Origin of the sequence: Helicobacter rodentium ATCC 700285 (assembly GCF_000687535.1) — a bacterium.
Classification (GTDB): domain Bacteria; phylum Campylobacterota; class Campylobacteria; order Campylobacterales; family Helicobacteraceae; genus Helicobacter_D; species Helicobacter_D rodentium.
On record NZ_JHWC01000004.1, the window covers coordinates 143218 to 159920 of the forward strand.

Here is a 16703-nt window from a genome sequence, read left to right on the forward strand (position 1 = left end):
ATGTGTGAAGTGATTTGTATTGCAAATCAAAAAGGAGGGGTGGGCAAGACAACAACAGCTGTAAATCTCGCCGCTTCTCTTGCAGTAGAGGAAAAGAAAGTGCTTTTGTTAGATGTTGATCCACAAGCAAATGCTACGACAAGTCTAGGATTTCATCGTAATAGCATAGAATTTAATATTTATCATGTTTTAATTGGGACAAAAAAGCTTTCACAGATTATACAGAAAACCTCAATCCCAACTCTACAATTAGCTCCTTCAAATATTGGATTGGTTGGGATAGAAAAGGAGTTTTATAGTCAAAAACGTAATGGGCGTGAGTTGATTTTGAAAAAGAAAATTGAAGATGTAATGGATGCTTATGATTATATTATTGTGGATTCTCCACCTGCGCTTGGACCATTGACAATCAATGCCTTGAGTGCAGCACATTCGGTTATTATTCCGATTCAATGTGAATTTTTTGCATTAGAAGGATTGGCGCAATTATTAAATACAATTAAACTTTTGCGTAAAGAAATTAATCCTAATTTAGAAATTAAAGGCTTGTTGCCGACAATGTATAGCGCACAAAATAATCTTTCTAGGCAAGTATATGCTGATTTATTGCAGCATTTTAATGGGCAACTTATCAAAGAAGATAGCTCTAAAGAAGCTATTGCGATTCCTAGAAATATTAAACTTGCGGAATCTCCAAGTTTTGGCAAACCTGTAATTTTGTATGATGTGCGCTCACAAGGCAATATTGCATATCAAAATTTAGCACGAGCAATCCTAGAAAAGAGGGCTTGATGGCAAAAAAAAATGCAGGACTAGGGCGCGGATTAAGTGCAATATTGGGAGAGGTGGAGGAAGCTTATCAAAATGATTTGAATGACAACTCTGGTCTTGTGGTGGAAATTGATTTGGATAAAATCAAGCCTAATCCATTGCAGCCACGCAAGGTTTTTGATACTACAAGTTTGCAAGAGCTTGCTGTTTCTATAGAAGAGCATGGATTATTGCAACCCATTTTGGTTTATGAAGACAACAAGAATGCAGACCATTACTTCTTGATTGCTGGTGAGCGTAGATTACGTGCGAGCAAGTTGGCAAAAAAGGAGAGCATCAAAGCAATCGTTGTAGATGTGCAAGAGGAGAAATTGCGTGAGTTAGCATTGATTGAAAATATTCAACGAGAGGATTTAAATCCTATTGATCTCGCACAATCCTATAAAGAGCTGATTGAAGATTATGGAATTACACACGAAGAAGTGGCAAAACGTCTTTCTAAATCTCGCGCACAAATTACCAACACTTTAAGGCTTTTGGAGTTAAGCAAAGATGTTCAGATAATGATTTTGGAAAATAAGATTTCACAAGGGCATGCAAAAATGCTTGTAACATTGCCCAAGGAACAACAAACCTTAATTGCAAACTCTATTATTGGGCAAAAATTAAGTGTGCATGAAACAGAAAAAATTATCAAAAAATTCAAAGAAGATTTAAAAGAATCTGGAATCCAAACCCCCAAACACCGAAGAAATTCAACGCCTTTAAATGCGTTAAATAATGATTCCATTGTCAAGCTTGAAAAAATTTGCAAAAGATTACAATCCCAATTTATTAAAGCAAATTTATCAAAAAATAAGTTGGTTGTAGAGTTTGGTAACGATGAGGAGGTAGAAAAGTTTATCAAAATTTTACCGAATAATAGTTTTTAAGAAAAACTTAGAAAAATTCGTGATAAAATAAAATATATTTTAGGTAGAGAAAGGAGCGCAAATGACTATTATCCCAACTCCTTGGGTAATGGCACTGGTTTTTGTTGTTTTTCTTGTCTTGATTTATTTGCTAAATCGCATACTTTATAAACCTTTAATCGGTTTTATGGATACGCGTGATGCTTCCATTAAGAGAGATAGTGAAGGAATAGAGGGGAATACAACAGATATTAAGGCTTTACAGAAAGAAGCTAGTGAGATTTTACAGGTTGCTAGACAAGAGGCTGCTTTGATTAAGAGCAAAGCACAAGATAACGCAAAACAAGCTGCTGAAGTAAGAATTTCTCAAAAAAAAGATGAATTAGCTCAAAAATACAATGTATTTATTGCGAGTTTAGAAGAAGAAAAAATCAGACTGAAAACTTCTTTAGAATCTGAAATTCCAATCTTTAGAGAAAGTTTAAAAACAAAACTTCAAAAGCTATAAAGGGGTTGATGTGAGAAAGAGTATTTATATTTTGATTTTATTTGCACCATATATGCTTTTTGCGTCTGGGGGAGAGGGAGAATATGATATTATTGAGAGAACAATCAATTTTGTAATATTCTTTGCATTAATTTACTATTTTGCAGGAAATGCAATCAAAGATGTTTTTAAAGCGCGTAGAGATGGTATTGCAAATTCATTGGCAAAAATTCAAGAGAAGTTGCAAGATTCCAAGAAAGCAAAACAAAAAGCTATGAATCAAGTAGAAGAAGCTAAAAAAACTGCAAGAGATATTGTAGAGGCTGCGCATAAAGAATCAGCTATCATTATTCAAAAGATTGAAGAAAATACAAAAAATGAGCTAGAAAATTTGGTGCGCCAATACAATGAACATATTGCATTTGAGCAGAGAAAAGCAGAAAAATTAATCGTAGATGAGATTTTATCTGAATTTTTAAACAAAGATTCTATTGCTTTGAGTCAAGATGTCTTAATGGGATCTTTACTTAAGAAGGCGGCATAATAATGAAAGATTTGATTGCAAAACGATATATTAAAGCATTGGCTAAAACTGCTTCGGAGATTGAATTAAAAGAAGTTTTGGAATCCTTAGGTAAGCTTGCAGGGGCTTATAGGATTGCAAAATTTAGAGAAATTGTAGAATCCCCTTATGTTGCTGAAAAACAAAAAGTTGAATTTGTTTTGGAAAATATCTTAAACAATAGTTTTAATGCAAAATTTGCTAATTTCATTAAAGTATTAGCAGAGCATAAGCGTTTAGATTTATTTGAGGAGCTTTATGGAGAGTTGTCTTCTTATATATCTACTCTCAATAAGGAATATATTGCACAACTTATTGTGAGCGAAAGCTATAATCAAGAAGTTTTAAAGGAGATTGAAAGCAAATTTAGCAAAAAGCTTGGCGTAAATCTTTCCTTGCAACAACGAGTTGTAGCAAATAGCGGGATTAAATTGGTGGTGGAAGATTTAGGTGTGGAAGTTTCTTTTTCTCAAGAAAAATTTGCAAATGATTTAAGAAATCATATTTTGAAAGCATTTTAAATTTTAAATAAGGAGTAATAGTGGTAGCAAAATTACAAGCAGATGAAATTAGTTCAATCATTAAAGAGAGAATCGATAATTTTGAACTCGATTTGAATATTGCTGAAACAGGCAAGGTGATTGCGTATGCAGATGGTGTTGCAAAAGTTTATGGGCTTAAAAATGCAATGAGTTATGAAATGGTTGAGTTTGAAACAGGCGATAAGGGTTTGGCATCAAGCTTAGAAGAAGGTAGTGTAGGCGTTGTCGTTTTGGGTGCTGGAAAAGAAATAAAAGAAGGTTCTTCTGTAAAAAGACTAGGTAAGCTTCTACGCGTTCCTGTAGGAGATGACTTAATGGGACGTGTTGTTAATGCCTTGGGTGAGCCTATTGATGGTAAAGGTGCAATTGAGGCGAAAGAATATCGCTTTATGGAAGAAAAAGCACCCGGAATTATGGCGAGAAAATCCGTTCATGAGCCACTCCAAACAGGATTGAAGGCAATTGACGCGCTTGTACCAATCGGAAGAGGGCAAAGAGAGTTGATTATTGGTGATAGACAAACAGGAAAAACAACTGTTGCCATTGATACAATCATTAACCAAAAAGGACAAGATGTTGTTTGTATCTATGTAGCAATTGGTCAAAAAGAATCCACTGTTGCGCAGGTGGTTAGAAAATTAGAAGAACACGGGGCTATGGAATATACAATTATCGTTAATGCTCCCGCCTCAGATTCTGCGGCAATGCAATATCTTGCGCCTTATGCTGGTGTAACAATGGGAGAATATTTTAGAGATAATGGCAGACATGCACTTATCGTATATGATGATTTGAGTAAGCACGCTGTTGCATATCGTGAAATGTCCTTGATTCTTAGACGCCCTCCAGGTCGTGAAGCATTCCCGGGAGATGTATTTTATCTACACTCTAGATTACTAGAGCGTGCAGCAAAAGTAAATGATGAGCTTGGGGCTGGTTCTCTTACTGCGTTACCTATTATTGAGACTCAAGCGGGAGATGTTGCGGCATATATTCCAACCAATGTTATTTCTATTACAGATGGACAAATTTTCTTAGAAACAGATTTATTTAATTCAGGGATTCGTCCTGCAATCAATGTTGGTTTATCCGTTTCTCGTGTTGGGGGTGCAGCACAAATTAAAGCAACCAAGCAAGTGTCTGGAACATTGAGATTAGACTTGGCGCAATATAGAGAGCTTCAGGCGTTTGCGCAATTTGCATCAGATTTAGATGAGTCTAGTAGGAAACAATTAGACAGAGGGCAGAGAATGGTAGAAGTCTTAAAACAACCGCCTTATTCTCCATTGCCTATTGAGCGTCAAGTGGTGATTATTTTTGCAGGTGCTAGAGGCTATATGGACGACATAGCTGTCGCCAATATTACAAAATTTGAAGCTGATTTATATCCATTTTTGGAAGCTAAATATCCACAAATCTTTGAAGATATTCGCTCCAAAAAAATGTTAGATAAAGATATTGAAGAAACTCTTTGTAAAGCATTGGAAGAATTTAAATCTAGTTTTGCTGTATAGATAGGGAGTTGTTATGGGGAGCAACCTAAAAGACATTAGAAAGCAAATTTCAAGTGTTCTAAACACTCAAAAGACAACGCGCGCAATGAAGCTTGTTTCTACTTCTAAATTGAAAAAAGCTGATGAGATGGCAAGACGTTCCAAAATATATGCTAATAAAATTGTAGAGATCTTATCGGAGATTAAAGCAAAAGTTGCAAGCAGTGAAAATGCGCAAGATAATCCTTATTTTAGTAAGGGGAACGAAGAATCAAAACTTGTAGATATTGTATTGGTTACTGCTGATAAAGGTTTGTGCGGTGGATTTAATATTAATACTATTAAAGAAGTTAATCGCATAATTGCAGAACACAAAGTAAAAAATATGAAAGTTCGTTTGCGCGTAATTGGCAAAAAAGCAATAGAATATTATAAGTTTAATGAAATTGAGGTTTTGGATAGCGTAGTTGGCTTAAGTGCTACGCCTCAATATGCGCAAGCGGCAGATTTCATTAATAAAGCAGTGGCGGATTATCTTAGTGGTATTACTTCAAAAGTAATCTTGGTTCATAACGGGTTTAAAAATATGATTTCACAAGAAATGAAAGTTTCACAGCTTTTGCCTATTGAGGGAATTGCTTTGCCTGAAACATACACCTCTATTTTGGAAGTAGAACCAAATGAGCAAGAAAATGAAATTTTAAGTGAATTGGCAAGCAAATATGTTGAATTTAGTATGTATTATTCGCTTGTGGATTCTTTAGCGGCTGAGCATAGTGCGCGTATGCAAGCAATGGATGCAGCAACAAACAATGCAGGTGAATTAGCAAAATCTCTTACTATTGCTTATAATAAAGCAAGACAAGAGGCGATTACAACGGAGCTAGTTGAAATTAATACTGGCGTTGAGTCAATGAAATAAGGAGTATATTAAATGTCAGAAAATATGGTAGGAAAAATTATTCAGGTAATGGGTCCTGTTGTAGATGTGGATTTTGATTCTTATCTACCAGCAATTAATGAGGCTTTGGATATTGATTTTGCGGTAGATGGGCGAAACCATAAATTAGTTTTAGAGGTTGCAGCGCATATTGGAGATAATAGAGTGCGTGCTATCGCAATGGATATGACGGAGGGGTTGATTAGGGGAGAAAAGGTTGTCGCAAGGGGCAATCCAATTACCGTTCCTGTAGGAGAAGAGGTTTTAGGGAGAATTTTCAATGTTATTGGTGAAGTAGTGGATGGCGGGGAAGAGTTAAAAAATCCTGAAAAGTGGTCTATTCATAGAGCAGCACCAAGCTTTGAAGATCAAAGCACCAAAACAGAAATGTTTGAAACAGGTATTAAGGTTGTTGATTTACTTGCACCTTACTCTAAAGGCGGTAAAGTTGGATTATTTGGGGGTGCTGGTGTTGGTAAGACAGTTGTTATTATGGAGCTTATCCATAATGTTGCATTTAAACATAGTGGTTATTCTGTGTTTGCAGGTGTTGGCGAGAGAACAAGGGAGGGAAATGACCTTTACCACGAAATGAAAGAATCGGGCGTTTTGGACAAAGTAGCCCTATGCTATGGGCAAATGAATGAACCACCGGGAGCAAGAAACAGAATCGCATTTACAGGTCTTACAATGGCGGAATATTTCCGTGATGAAAAGGGATTAGATGTGTTAATGTTCATTGATAATATTTTCCGTTATGCGCAATCTGGAGCAGAGATGTCTGCACTTCTTGGTAGGATTCCATCTGCGGTCGGTTATCAACCAACACTAGCAAGTGAAATGGGTAAGTTACAAGAGAGAATTACCTCTACCAAAAAAGGCTCTATTACCTCCGTTCAAGCGGTATATGTACCTGCAGATGACTTGACAGATCCAGCCCCAGCTTCTGTATTTGCTCACTTAGATGCAACAACAGTTTTGAATAGAAAAATTGCAGAAAAAGGAATCTATCCCGCTGTGGATCCATTGGATTCTACTTCAAGAATTTTAGATCCACAAGTTGTAGGTGAAGAGCATTATAGAATCGCAACAAGTGTGCAACAAGTGCTTCAAAAGTATAAGGATTTACAAGATATTATTGCTATTTTGGGTATGGACGAGCTTTCTGAAGAGGATAAAAAAGTGGTGGAAAGAGCAAGAAAAATCGAGAAGTTTTTATCTCAACCATTCTTTGTAGCGGAAGTCTTTACAGGCAGTCCGGGTAAATATGTTACTCTTCAAGAGACTTTAGAAGGTTTTAAAGGTATCTTAGAAGGTAAATACGACCATATTCCTGAAAACGCGTTTTATATGGTTGGAAACATTAATGAGGTTCTTGAAAAAGCGGAGAAAATGAAAGTTAATGCTTAAGGAGTTTTGATGGAGACCTTAAAATTAGACATTGTTACCCCAGAGGGTAAGATTTTCTCCAATAATGTAAAAAGTGTTACTCTTCCCGGCAGTGAGGGTGAATTTGGTGTTTTGCCCGGACACGTTGAAATTGTAACTACACTCAGTACTGGGGTGATTGAAATTGAAAAAGAAGATCACAAAAGAGAAATTGTTGCGATTAATTGGGGTTATGCAAAAGTAAATGAAACAAGTGTTGATGTCTTGGTGGAAGGGGCAGTGGATATTAACGGAGATAGCGAGAGTGAAATTGCTAAAGCGATTGCTAATGCAAAACAACTTTTAGAGGATTCCACTGATAATAATGTTGCAGTTTCAATGGTGGTTTCTCGTATTGAAAATTCAGTAAAGAGTTCTTTGTGATTCCAGACACATTACTAAACGACTATGGAACGATAGCCATAGTTGTTTTAGGTTGGCTTTCTTTATATTTCGTCTTGGTTATCTGGATTTTTATTTATCGTTATTTTTCTTTAAGTGTATCTTTGAATAACGAAAAAAAATGTCTTGAAGTTTTGCTAAGTGGGCGCAATACTTTGCCAAAAAATTCTCTTTTAGGTTCTAATCTTATTGGTATTGATAAAAAATTAACTGAACCTATGCTGCAATATTCATTAGATAAAGCCATTAAAGATTCAACAATTGGTTTGACTTTTCTCGGAATTGTAGCTTCTACAGCCCCCTTTATTGGCTTATTTGGAACGGTGGTAGAAATTTTAGAGGCTTTTTCTAAGTTAGGAGCAGATTCCAAAGCGACTTTGGATGTGATTGCGCCAGTGATTTCAAAAGCACTTGTTGCGACAGCAGCGGGTATTTTAACTGCAGTTCCTGCATATTCTTTTAATTTATTTTTAAAACGTAAAGTTTTTGAATTAAATACTTATCTACAATTACAAATTAATGTATTAATTTCTCCTAAAACAAATTCGTAGGTTTTGAGGTAAAATGTGAAAGCGCACTTTAATTGGGACGAAACTCCAGAATTAAATATTACACCATTGGTAGATATTATGCTAGTGCTTTTAGCGATTCTTATGGTAACAGCTCCCGTGATTGTGTATCAAGAAGAAATTGCTCTTCCGCAGGGTTCAAAAAGCGCAAAAATGCAAGAGGATTCCAAGATTGAGATTCGTATGGATTTAAAACGAAATATTTATCTAAAAGACAATATTTTAACTTTTGATAGTTTTCCTGACGCGTTTGTGATGTTTGCTAATGCTTACGATAAAAATACACAAGTCTATATTAGAGCCGATAAGAATCTTAAATATGATGATGTGATTTATGTGTTGAAAATTGCAAAGCAAACAGGTTTTACAAGGGTTTCACTCGTTACTGATGGTTAATAAAATTTTTTTATTTTTTGTAAGTGGCGGAATTGCTGTTTTTAGCTATGCATTAATGATTGCATTGTTGATTTGGCAATTTAATACGGCTCAAAAAATCCCTAAAGCTTATACGACTTACAAAGAAACAACTTTTAGCATTGATTTAATTGAGGAAGTTCAACCAAAAGAGATTGTTAAGGTTGCGCAAAAAAAAGTTGAAAAAAAGGTTGAAAAGATTCCAATCAAAAAAGAAAGTGCTTCTAAAACTGCTAATGCAGGAGTAGGCATTAACGACCTTTTCAAGCAAATAGACTCAAAAATGCCTGTTAAAAAAGAAGCATTAAAACCACAAAGTCAAAACGATAAAATTGCTAAAAAGAAAAAAGCCCAAGAAAGCTCTCAAAGCGAGAATTTGAGTAATGAACTAGAAAAGATTATGGCAAATTTGGATACCCAAAAAACATTAAGCTTTATTACTCCCAAGGGAGAATATAATGAATTTTATGCTAAGGTTCAAGAAATTTTAGCCCAAAATTGGAATCCCATTCGCACTTCGGAGCAACATAAAGCAGAGGTGCGAATCAGCATTAATGCGTTTGGTAAGCTTTCTTATTCTATTGTGCAGCTATCTGGAAATTTGGATTTTGATAAAGCATTGCAAGAGTTTTTGGATATAATGTCCTCTCAAGAATTTCCACACTTTGAAGGTGGGGAACAGACCAATATTATGGTAACTTTTAAAACAGAGGTGTAAGATGAAAAAAATTTGTCTTTTATTGTTTTGTATCAGTTTTGCGTTTGCAGAACCTATTGATGCAACATTAGAAGTTGTAAAAAAGTTTGGGAATCTCCCTAATATTTTAATACAAAATACCGGCAAAGATTATTCGCAACGAGAGTATAGCCAGAGAATTTTTAAAATGTTGATTGCAGATTTAAAAGTAACAGGACATTTTGCGGTGCAAGAATCCCAAGAAGTTACTTCTAGTGCAATGGTATTGAATTTTGATGAATATCGCAAAGATAAAATTGATTTAATTGCGCGTGTGAATGCGGAAGCGGTAAAAGAAAAATTGGAAGCAAAATTGCAGCTTTACGATGCAAATACTGGCTTGTTAGCCTTGAGTAAAGAGTATAAAAGCGCAAATGCAGAATCTTATCCTTTTTTAGCGCATAAAATGGCGATTGATATTAATGATTACATCAAAGCACCTAAGGTGGATTGGCTAGAGAGAATGGTTATTCTATCGCGTTATACAGCCCCGGGAGAGAGTGAGATTTTAGCATGTGATTATACTTTAACCTACAAGAAAAAGGTAATTGGTGATGGGTTAAATATTTTTCCAAAATGGGCAAATGAAGCACAGAGTGCATTTTACTACACAAAATACTTGGACAAACCAACACTTTTTAAATTTGATTTAACGACAGGGCAAAATAGCAAAATTTTAGACAGCAATGGTATGCTAGTAGCTTCAGATGTTAGTAGTGATTCTACCAAACTTCTTCTTACAATGGCACCCAATGAACAGCCAGATATTTTTCTTTATGATGTGCCAAGTGGAAAAACAACTAAACTTACAAAATATAGCGGTATTGATGTGAGTGGGAATTTTATAGAGAATGAGACAAGGGTAATGTTTATTTCCGACCGCTTAGGGTATCCTAATGTTTTTGCGATTCCATTGAGCGGAGAAGTGAGCGGGGCAGTAAAACAGATGGTTTATCACGGGCGCAATAACAATGCAGCAAGTGCGTATGGAAATTATATTGTTTATTCAAGTCGCGAAACAAGTGATGAGTTTAATCGCAATACTTTTAATTTGTATTTGGTTTCCACTAAAAGTGATTTTATTCGCCGTTTAAGTGCTAATGGAGTGAATCAATTACCCCGTTTTTCAAAAGATGGAGAAACAATTATGTATATCAAGCACGAAGGAAACCAAAGCGCACTTGGAATCATTCGCCTAAACTATAATAAAACTTTACTTTTTCCATTAAGTGGTAGCACAATCCAATCTATGGATTGGTAAAATAAAGTTTTTATATCAAAATTATATTTTTTTGGTATAATAGCGAATTTTAATTAAAAATTAGGGAGCAGAAATGAAAAAATTTCTAGTTTTAGGCTCATTAGCAGCCGCATTATTGGTAACAGGTTGTAGTCAAAAAAGCAATGTAGAATCTGATGCAAATGCTCAAAAAAGTGGCAGATATTATAACAATGATGGTAGTGGTTATGATTATAACAGAGATAACTTTGTAAGCCTCGAAGAAAGAATTGGTTATGTAGAAGATGGTTTGAGAAATATCTTTTTTAATTTTGATCAATTCACAATACGTCCAGATATGCAGACAAATGTAGAGAGAGATGCTAGAATCTTAACTTCTATTTCTGCTGGCACACTTAGTGTAAGAATTGAGGGCAATACAGATGAATGGGGAACTGATGAATACAATTACGCATTAGGTTTAAAAAGAGCAGTGGCAGTTAAAAATGCGTTGGTAGCTCAAGGTGTTGAGGAAGCTAAAACTACACTTGTAAGCTATGGCGAAAGTAAGCCAACTTGCACAGCTAAAACAAGAGAATGTTGGGCAGAAAACAGAAAAGTAACTTTTAAAATGTTGCCATAAGGCTTTATGTTGCAAAAAATCATTGCTTTAAGTTTATTGGTATCTAGTTTTGTGTTTGGGCAAGAACCATCGGCATTTAATGCTGGTGGTAATGCTCCACAAAAGAGTGAATCTCAAATTATTAATGAAAAACTTTTTAATCTTTCTAATAAAGTTCAAATGATAGAGGAATCGCAAGAGGGTTTAAAAAGTATTTTTGAAGGGCAAATACAGAGAATACAGAATACAGCTAATAAGATTGACTTGGTGCGGGGTGAAAGTAATGCCACAGCAACAGAAATCAAGAAGCATATGGATTCTAATTTTGCATTGCAAAATGAAAATATTGATAAACTAAAAAACAGCATTTCTGCATTGGGTGCTTTAATTCAAAAAACCAATACTCAAATGCAAAATGAAATCAATGAATTAAGAGAGCAGATTAACACCTTAAAAAACAATACAACACTAAAAGATTCCAAAACAAATGATTCCACTCTTAAAGAAGCAAAAGCCACACCAGTAAAGCAATCAGAGGAAGATTCTAAGGAGATTGTGGTAACAAATGCAAAAATCAATGAAGTTATTGCGAAATTAGAGGATAATAGTACTAAAAAGCTTGAATCAAACATTGATGAAAAGAACGCAACGAAACCTCAAGAATCCAAAACAATTGCATCAGAAGAAAAGCAACAAAAACCAAAGCAGACGACAACCAACCCCACTCAAGACAGCACGACAAAGCCTAAGGCGAATCTCAAAGACAAACCACTATCAGAAGTTTTTAAAGAGGGTGAAAATTTTTTGAAAAATAAAAATTATGAATCGGCTGATGAGTATTTGCAATTTGCGGTGAAAGGAAATTATAAACCCGCACGTGGAAATTATTTGTTGGGCGAAGTTGCGTTTGAACAAAAGAGATATGAGGACGCGATTTATTACTATAAAACAAGTGCAACGCGTTACGACAAGGCAGATTATATGCCACGCTTGATGTTAAATAGTGCAAAATCTTTCAACGCAATCAAGGAAAAAGAAAACGCAAAACGTTTTTTAGAGACGCTCATTTCACTTTATCCAAAGTCTAATGAGGCTAAAGAAGCTAAGAATCTGTTAAAATCATTTTAAATAGGAGAAATTATGATAGAAAATAATCAAGTAGTCAGTATGGAATATGAGGTTAAAGAAGAGGGAACAAATGAAATTTTAGATTCCAATATCGGTGGGAAACCTTTAGAATTTATTATGGGCGCAGGAGAGATTATCAAGGGCTTAGAAGAAGCGGTTGCGCAAATGTCAGTGGGCGATAAGCAAGAAGTGATTATTGCTCCCGTGAATGCCTATGGCGAGTATAACTCTGATTATGTGCAAGAAGTTCCAAGAGACCAATTTGTTGGTATTGATTTGCAGCAGGGAATGACATTGTTTGGACAAGGTGAAAATGGCGAAACCGTGCAGGTAATTGTCAAGGATTTTAACGATGAAGTGGTGATTGTAGATTATAATCACCCACTAGCAGGTAAAACTTTGCATTTTAGTGTGATGATTTTAGGTGCGCGTGTTGCAACAGAAAAAGAACTCACTTGCGGCTTACATTATCAAGAGCATCATCACGGCGAGGGTGGTTGCTGCGGTGGTGGTGGCGGGTGCGGTTGCCACTAATTTAAATTGCGATTCTACTTTTAATGCAATTTTCTTTTGCCTACACGCATTCCCCAATAGACTTTTATTTTAGGCAAAGCCCACGCGACTTTGTCGTAGAGGAAGTGCCTCTATATCCCTTTAGCGGGGAGGGTGTGCATTTAGTGTTGAAAATACGCAAAAAGAATTGCACGACTTTTGAACTGCTTAAAATCCTCTCCAATCATCTAGGAATCAAAGAAAAAGACATTGGCTATGCAGGATTAAAAGACAAAAACGCCCTTACGATTCAACACCTTACTTTGCCTCTATCTGTGCGCAAGTCCTTAGAATCTTTCACACACAAAGAGATTAAAATCCTAGAAACCACTTTACACAATAACAAACTCAAAATTGGGCATTTAAAGGGTAATAAATTCTTTGTGCGTATAAAAAAGCTGGATTCTTTGAACGCACAAAAGATTGTGCAAGTTGTGGAAAATATCCAAAAATATGGAATCCCAAATTACTTTAGTTATCAGAGATTCGGGAAAGATGGCAAAAATTATTTACAAGGTAAGGCGATTGCAGAGCAGACACAAAAAGTGCGGAATAAAAAAATGCAAAATTTTTTGTTGAGTGCGTATCAAAGCTATTTGTTTAATGCGTGGCTTTCTTTGCGCCTTGATATTTCACATATTATTAGCGCAAATCCTGCACATAGCATTGCTAAAGCTTTGCAAATATATGCAGACAACCTTACGGATAATCTAAAGGCTTTCATTCCCTCCCTTGCGATTCCGCAAATTTTCACCCAACACGATTATTGCAATATGCTAAAATCGCAAGAACATTGCTTTAAGCTATTCAGTGGCGATATAATGTGTCATTATCCCTTTGGTAAAAATTTCAGCATTGAAAATAGGGAGGATTTAATGCAAGAATCGCAAAGATTTTTAAGCAAAGACATCGCGCCAACGGGTTTGCTAAGCGGGATAAAGGCAAATGTGAGCAAAGAAGTCGCGGGTGCTTTTGAAATCCCTTTTAGCGATTCTAAGATTCAAAGTGTCGGGACGCGCCGCTATGCGTGGATTTTTCCACAAGATTTGCAATTTACCTATAAAGAGGAGGAGGCGCAAGGAGAATTTAGCTTTTTCTTGCCTAAGGGGGCGTATGCAACAAATCTTTTGCGCGAGATAGCCCATAGAGAGATTATGGAATCCCAAAGTGAGGGGGAGAGTGATGTTTGATAAAATTATTAGAGAAAACCAATTCAAAACAAAATGCGTGATTGTGATTTATTTGCTCATTTTTGTGTTGATTGGGTTATTGGTGGATATTGTGCGTATCAATGCACAGAGTTTAAGCGGGGGATTCTACTCTCTTTTAACCTTACAGCAATTCCCCTTAGTTACTTTATTGATGCTTGGAATCGCCGGAGCAGTCGTGCTTTTTACGATTAGCAGATTTAAGCAAATTTTACTAAGCGGGAGTGAATACAAAGAAATCCTCAAGGGCAAGGAATCTAATGCGCAAGAGCGAGAAATGAGCAGAATCCTAGATGAACTAGTAGAGGTGGCAAATCTTTCGTTTCGCCCTAAATTATTTCTTATGGAAGCACCTTTTATGAATGCGTTTGCAAGTGGTTGGAGTGCGGATAATTCGTTAATCGCGGTAACGACAACTCTAGTGAGGAATCTCACGCGCGAGGAGTTAAAGGCGGTGATGGCGCACGAGTTGAGCCACATTCGGCACGGAGACATTCGCTTAACCTTAATGGTGGGCGTTTTAAGCAATATTATGCTGTTAGTTGTGAATTATGCGGTGTATTTGTTTTTGGGAAATTCTAGGGAGAGGGGTGCGAATCTTGCAAGAGCGATTCTGCTTATTTTGCAATTCGTGTTGCCCTTGCTTACGCTTGTGTTGCAGATGTTTTTAAGTCGTTCTAGGGAATATATGGCAGATTCTGGAGCGGCGTATTTAATGGGCGATAGTGAGCCTATGATTAAAGCATTGCAGAAAATTAGTGGAAATTATGCGCAATCAGATTTTTCACAAAGCGATACGAATCCCACGCGCTCTGCACTTTATATTTTTAGCGCAAGTGAGCTTTTTAGCACACACCCAAGCATTGAGAATCGTATTCAAGCATTATTGAGACAATAAGGAATCCTATGCAACAAGATTTACAAGAAATCATCCGCTGTATTTTTGATTATATCGGCGAGGATAGGAATCGTGAGGGGTTATTAGAGACGCCAAAGCGCGTGGTGAAAAGTTGGGAGCATTTATATAGTGGATACAAAAGCGACCCAAAGGAGATTCTAGGTAGGGTATTCACAGAGGGGGCGTGCGATGAAATGGTGGTGCTTAAAAATATAGAATTTTATTCTGTGTGTGAGCACCATTTATTGCCCTTTTTTGGCAAAATCTCTATTGGCTATATTCCAGATTCCAAAGTTGTTGGAATCTCAAAGTTAGCGCGTTTAGTAGAAGTGTATTCTAGGCGGTTACAAATTCAAGAAAAAATGACTTCACAGATTGCAGATACGCTAATGGAGGTCTTGCAACCCAAAGGCGTAATGGTGGTTGCGGAGGCAAAACATATGTGTATGGTAATGCGTGGTGTAGAGAAGCAAGATAGCGTAATGCTTACAAGTGCGATTCGCGGGTTATTTAAAAGCGACCATAGGACGCGCGAGGAATTCATGGGGCATATTAGAAAGGGGTAAAATGGAGAAAGAAAATATCATCACTTTGGATTTAAAGGCAGAGAATGTGCGCTATCAAATGTATGTGCCTTTTTATAAAACGGATTTTTATTCAAGGATATGCGAGTAAGTAAAAAGAACCTTATGAATATGAAATGCTCCAAGCAATGCTTTTAAGAATCCCCAAAGATTCTTTTGTGCTAGATATTGGAATGAATATCGCCAATCATTCTTTATTTCTTGCGGCAAATGGCTTAAACATCCTTGCTTTTGAAGCGAATTCCAAAATGTCTGAAATCGCTAAAAAGAGCATTGCATTAAATGGATTTGAAAATAAGATTCAAGTTAATGAGTTTGGATTGTCTGATTGCGAGGAGATGATGCACTTTGCCAAAGAGATTCCAAGTAATTTTGGCGGAATGTCTTTAAGCAAGGGAGAATCTACTAGCGGGGAGGGGATTCTTTGTAAAACTTTGGATAGCTTAAAGATGCAAGAGAAAATTTCTTGCATTAAAATTGATGTAGAGGGAATGGAATCGCGTGTGCTCAAAGGCGCGAGGGAATTGATAATGAAAAATCGCCCCATTATTTATGCGGAAGCAAATTATGTGCAAGATTTTGTTAAGTTAGAGCGCGTGTTAGAAACTATGGATTATGTGCATTGGGATACTTTTGGAGGTTCTCCTACGCATTTGTATTTGCCACTAGAATCGGTAAGCGAAAAGCAAATTCTCGCCAAAAATGCTGCTAAAATTGCACTTCAAGGGCTTTACTATACAGGTTACAGGCATCGTAATTGGATAACTAATATTTTAGAAAAAATAGACAAAGAAACCGCAAAACACACAATTGCATTAGAATCTATTTCCAAACAAAATCATCAAAGAATTTTCCAAGAACGCATCACTCATCTTGAATCTATCCTCTTTGGCATAGCAACAACAAGAATCCAAAATCATCTTAACTACCAACTAGGACAAATCCTTATCCAAGATTCTAAATCTCTTTTTGGAATCTCTAAACTTCCTTTTAAGATTCTACTTACAATTCTAAAACACAAAAACAAACAAAAACAATACCAAACAAATATCAAAAACAATCCTCACCTCAAACTTCCTCCTTTAGAATCTTATCCAGATTATAAAGAATCTTTAAAAATCAAAAACTATTTCTCTTATAAACTAGGAGAAGCCTTCCTTACTTCTATCTCTGCGGGGGAGGGGGGATTCTTACCTTTATACGCAAAGCGCGTAAGTTAAAAGAGGAATATAAGAGA

At 36.1% G+C, this 16703-nt stretch carries 20 protein-coding genes; all 20 read left to right on the forward strand.

Annotated features, from left to right (window positions below; all coding sequences use genetic code 11):
• The 20 genes from BS85_RS0104410 (at position 1) to BS85_RS10835 (ending at position 16686) form a co-directional block, all read left to right on the forward strand.
• Positions 1–792 carry a ParA family protein gene (locus BS85_RS0104410; RefSeq protein ID WP_026943744.1) on the forward strand — a complete coding sequence of 264 codons (792 nt, stop codon included), beginning with the start codon at positions 1–3 and terminating at the stop codon, positions 790–792.
• Entirely contained in the window at positions 792–1703 is a 912-nt protein-coding gene (locus BS85_RS0104415) for a ParB/RepB/Spo0J family partition protein (protein ID WP_026943745.1), read from the forward strand. Before BS85_RS0104410 ends, BS85_RS0104415 begins: the two co-directional genes overlap by 1 nt.
• 61 nt (positions 1704–1764) lie before the next feature.
• On the forward strand, positions 1765–2190 hold the full coding sequence (locus tag BS85_RS0104420; protein WP_026943746.1) for a FoF1 ATP synthase subunit B': 426 nt from the start codon (positions 1765–1767) through the stop codon (positions 2188–2190).
• 10 nt (positions 2191–2200) lie between these two features.
• Positions 2201–2713 (forward strand): F0F1 ATP synthase subunit B, encoded by a 513-nt coding sequence (locus BS85_RS0104425; protein WP_026943747.1) that lies wholly within the window; start codon positions 2201–2203, stop codon positions 2711–2713.
• A gap of 2 nt (positions 2714–2715) precedes the next feature.
• On the forward strand, positions 2716–3252 hold the full coding sequence (locus BS85_RS0104430; protein ID WP_026943748.1) for a F0F1 ATP synthase subunit delta: 537 nt from the start codon (positions 2716–2718) through the stop codon (positions 3250–3252).
• Positions 3253–3272: 20 nt separating this feature from the next.
• A complete protein-coding gene (gene atpA / locus BS85_RS0104435; protein ID WP_026943749.1) occupies positions 3273–4787 on the forward strand; it encodes a F0F1 ATP synthase subunit alpha in 1515 nt (504 codons plus the stop codon).
• Between the two features lie 13 nt (positions 4788–4800).
• A complete protein-coding gene (gene atpG / locus BS85_RS0104440) occupies positions 4801–5688 on the forward strand; it encodes an ATP synthase F1 subunit gamma (RefSeq protein ID WP_026943750.1) in 888 nt (295 codons plus the stop codon).
• Between the two features lie 24 nt (positions 5689–5712).
• The gene (gene atpD / locus BS85_RS0104445; protein WP_026943751.1) at positions 5713–7116 is read left to right on the forward strand and encodes a F0F1 ATP synthase subunit beta; all 1404 of its coding nucleotides are present in this window, start codon (positions 5713–5715) and stop codon (positions 7114–7116) included.
• Between the two features lie 9 nt (positions 7117–7125).
• Entirely contained in the window at positions 7126–7518 is a 393-nt protein-coding gene (gene atpC, locus BS85_RS0104450; protein WP_026943752.1) for an ATP synthase F1 subunit epsilon, read from the forward strand.
• Entirely contained in the window at positions 7515–8087 is a 573-nt protein-coding gene (locus tag BS85_RS0104455) for a MotA/TolQ/ExbB proton channel family protein (RefSeq protein ID WP_051604681.1), read from the forward strand. Before atpC ends, BS85_RS0104455 begins: the two co-directional genes overlap by 4 nt.
• A 15-nt stretch (positions 8088–8102) precedes the next feature.
• Positions 8103–8501 carry an ExbD/TolR family protein gene (locus BS85_RS0104460; RefSeq protein ID WP_026943754.1) on the forward strand — a complete coding sequence of 133 codons (399 nt, stop codon included), beginning with the start codon at positions 8103–8105 and terminating at the stop codon, positions 8499–8501.
• Positions 8494–9237: a TonB C-terminal domain-containing protein gene (locus tag BS85_RS0104465; protein WP_034551145.1), complete on the forward strand. Its 744-nt coding sequence runs from the start codon at positions 8494–8496 to the stop codon at positions 9235–9237. Before BS85_RS0104460 ends, BS85_RS0104465 begins: the two co-directional genes overlap by 8 nt.
• A 1-nt stretch (position 9238) precedes the next feature.
• Positions 9239–10516: a Tol-Pal system protein TolB gene (tolB, locus tag BS85_RS0104470; protein ID WP_026943756.1), complete on the forward strand. Its 1278-nt coding sequence runs from the start codon at positions 9239–9241 to the stop codon at positions 10514–10516.
• Positions 10517–10589: 73 nt separating this feature from the next.
• The gene (locus tag BS85_RS0104475) at positions 10590–11117 is read left to right on the forward strand and encodes an OmpA family protein (protein WP_026943757.1); all 528 of its coding nucleotides are present in this window, start codon (positions 10590–10592) and stop codon (positions 11115–11117) included.
• A gap of 9 nt (positions 11118–11126) precedes the next feature.
• Positions 11127–12224, forward strand: coding sequence for a tetratricopeptide repeat protein (locus BS85_RS0104480; protein WP_026943758.1), 1098 nt, complete (start codon positions 11127–11129; stop codon positions 12222–12224).
• Positions 12225–12236: 12 nt separating this feature from the next.
• Entirely contained in the window at positions 12237–12758 is a 522-nt protein-coding gene (locus tag BS85_RS0104485) for an FKBP-type peptidyl-prolyl cis-trans isomerase (RefSeq protein ID WP_026943759.1), read from the forward strand.
• A gap of 23 nt (positions 12759–12781) precedes the next feature.
• Positions 12782–13966, forward strand: coding sequence for a tRNA pseudouridine(13) synthase TruD (gene truD / locus BS85_RS0104490; protein WP_026943760.1), 1185 nt, complete (start codon positions 12782–12784; stop codon positions 13964–13966).
• Positions 13959–14882, forward strand: a complete 924-nt coding sequence (htpX, locus tag BS85_RS0104495) for a zinc metalloprotease HtpX (RefSeq protein ID WP_026943761.1) — start codon at positions 13959–13961, stop codon at positions 14880–14882. The genes truD and htpX overlap by 8 nt, the downstream gene beginning before the upstream one ends.
• Before the next feature lie 8 nt (positions 14883–14890).
• Positions 14891–15448, forward strand: a complete 558-nt coding sequence (gene folE / locus BS85_RS0104500) for a GTP cyclohydrolase I FolE (protein ID WP_051604683.1) — start codon at positions 14891–14893, stop codon at positions 15446–15448.
• A gap of 134 nt (positions 15449–15582) precedes the next feature.
• Positions 15583–16686: an FkbM family methyltransferase gene (locus tag BS85_RS10835; RefSeq protein ID WP_051604684.1), complete on the forward strand. Its 1104-nt coding sequence runs from the start codon at positions 15583–15585 to the stop codon at positions 16684–16686.
• Positions 16687–16703: the final 17 nt, after the last annotated feature.

Excerpts from the sequence above, each read along its gene's own strand:
- truD (WP_026943760.1), top strand. The coding sequence starts at position 12,782 with ATGCAATTTTCTTTTGCCTACACGCATTCCCCAATAGACTTTTATTTT.
- BS85_RS10835 (WP_051604684.1), top strand. The coding sequence starts at position 15,583 with ATGCTCCAAGCAATGCTTTTAAGAATCCCCAAAGATTCTTTTGTGCTA.
- BS85_RS0104465 (WP_034551145.1), top strand. The coding sequence starts at position 8,494 with ATGGTTAATAAAATTTTTTTATTTTTTGTAAGTGGCGGAATTGCTGTT.
- folE (WP_051604683.1), top strand. The coding sequence starts at position 14,891 with ATGCAACAAGATTTACAAGAAATCATCCGCTGTATTTTTGATTATATC.
- BS85_RS0104430 (WP_026943748.1), top strand. The coding sequence starts at position 2,716 with ATGAAAGATTTGATTGCAAAACGATATATTAAAGCATTGGCTAAAACT.
- BS85_RS0104410 (WP_026943744.1), top strand. The coding sequence starts at position 1 with ATGTGTGAAGTGATTTGTATTGCAAATCAAAAAGGAGGGGTGGGCAAG.
- BS85_RS0104485 (WP_026943759.1), top strand. The coding sequence starts at position 12,237 with ATGATAGAAAATAATCAAGTAGTCAGTATGGAATATGAGGTTAAAGAA.
- BS85_RS0104475 (WP_026943757.1), top strand. The coding sequence starts at position 10,590 with ATGAAAAAATTTCTAGTTTTAGGCTCATTAGCAGCCGCATTATTGGTA.
- atpC (WP_026943752.1), top strand. The coding sequence starts at position 7,126 with ATGGAGACCTTAAAATTAGACATTGTTACCCCAGAGGGTAAGATTTTC.
- atpD (WP_026943751.1), top strand. The coding sequence starts at position 5,713 with ATGGTAGGAAAAATTATTCAGGTAATGGGTCCTGTTGTAGATGTGGAT.
- BS85_RS0104420 (WP_026943746.1), top strand. The coding sequence starts at position 1,765 with ATGACTATTATCCCAACTCCTTGGGTAATGGCACTGGTTTTTGTTGTT.
- atpG (WP_026943750.1), top strand. The coding sequence starts at position 4,801 with ATGGGGAGCAACCTAAAAGACATTAGAAAGCAAATTTCAAGTGTTCTA.
- htpX (WP_026943761.1), top strand. The coding sequence starts at position 13,959 with ATGTTTGATAAAATTATTAGAGAAAACCAATTCAAAACAAAATGCGTG.
- tolB (WP_026943756.1), top strand. The coding sequence starts at position 9,239 with ATGAAAAAAATTTGTCTTTTATTGTTTTGTATCAGTTTTGCGTTTGCA.
- BS85_RS0104415 (WP_026943745.1), top strand. The coding sequence starts at position 792 with ATGGCAAAAAAAAATGCAGGACTAGGGCGCGGATTAAGTGCAATATTG.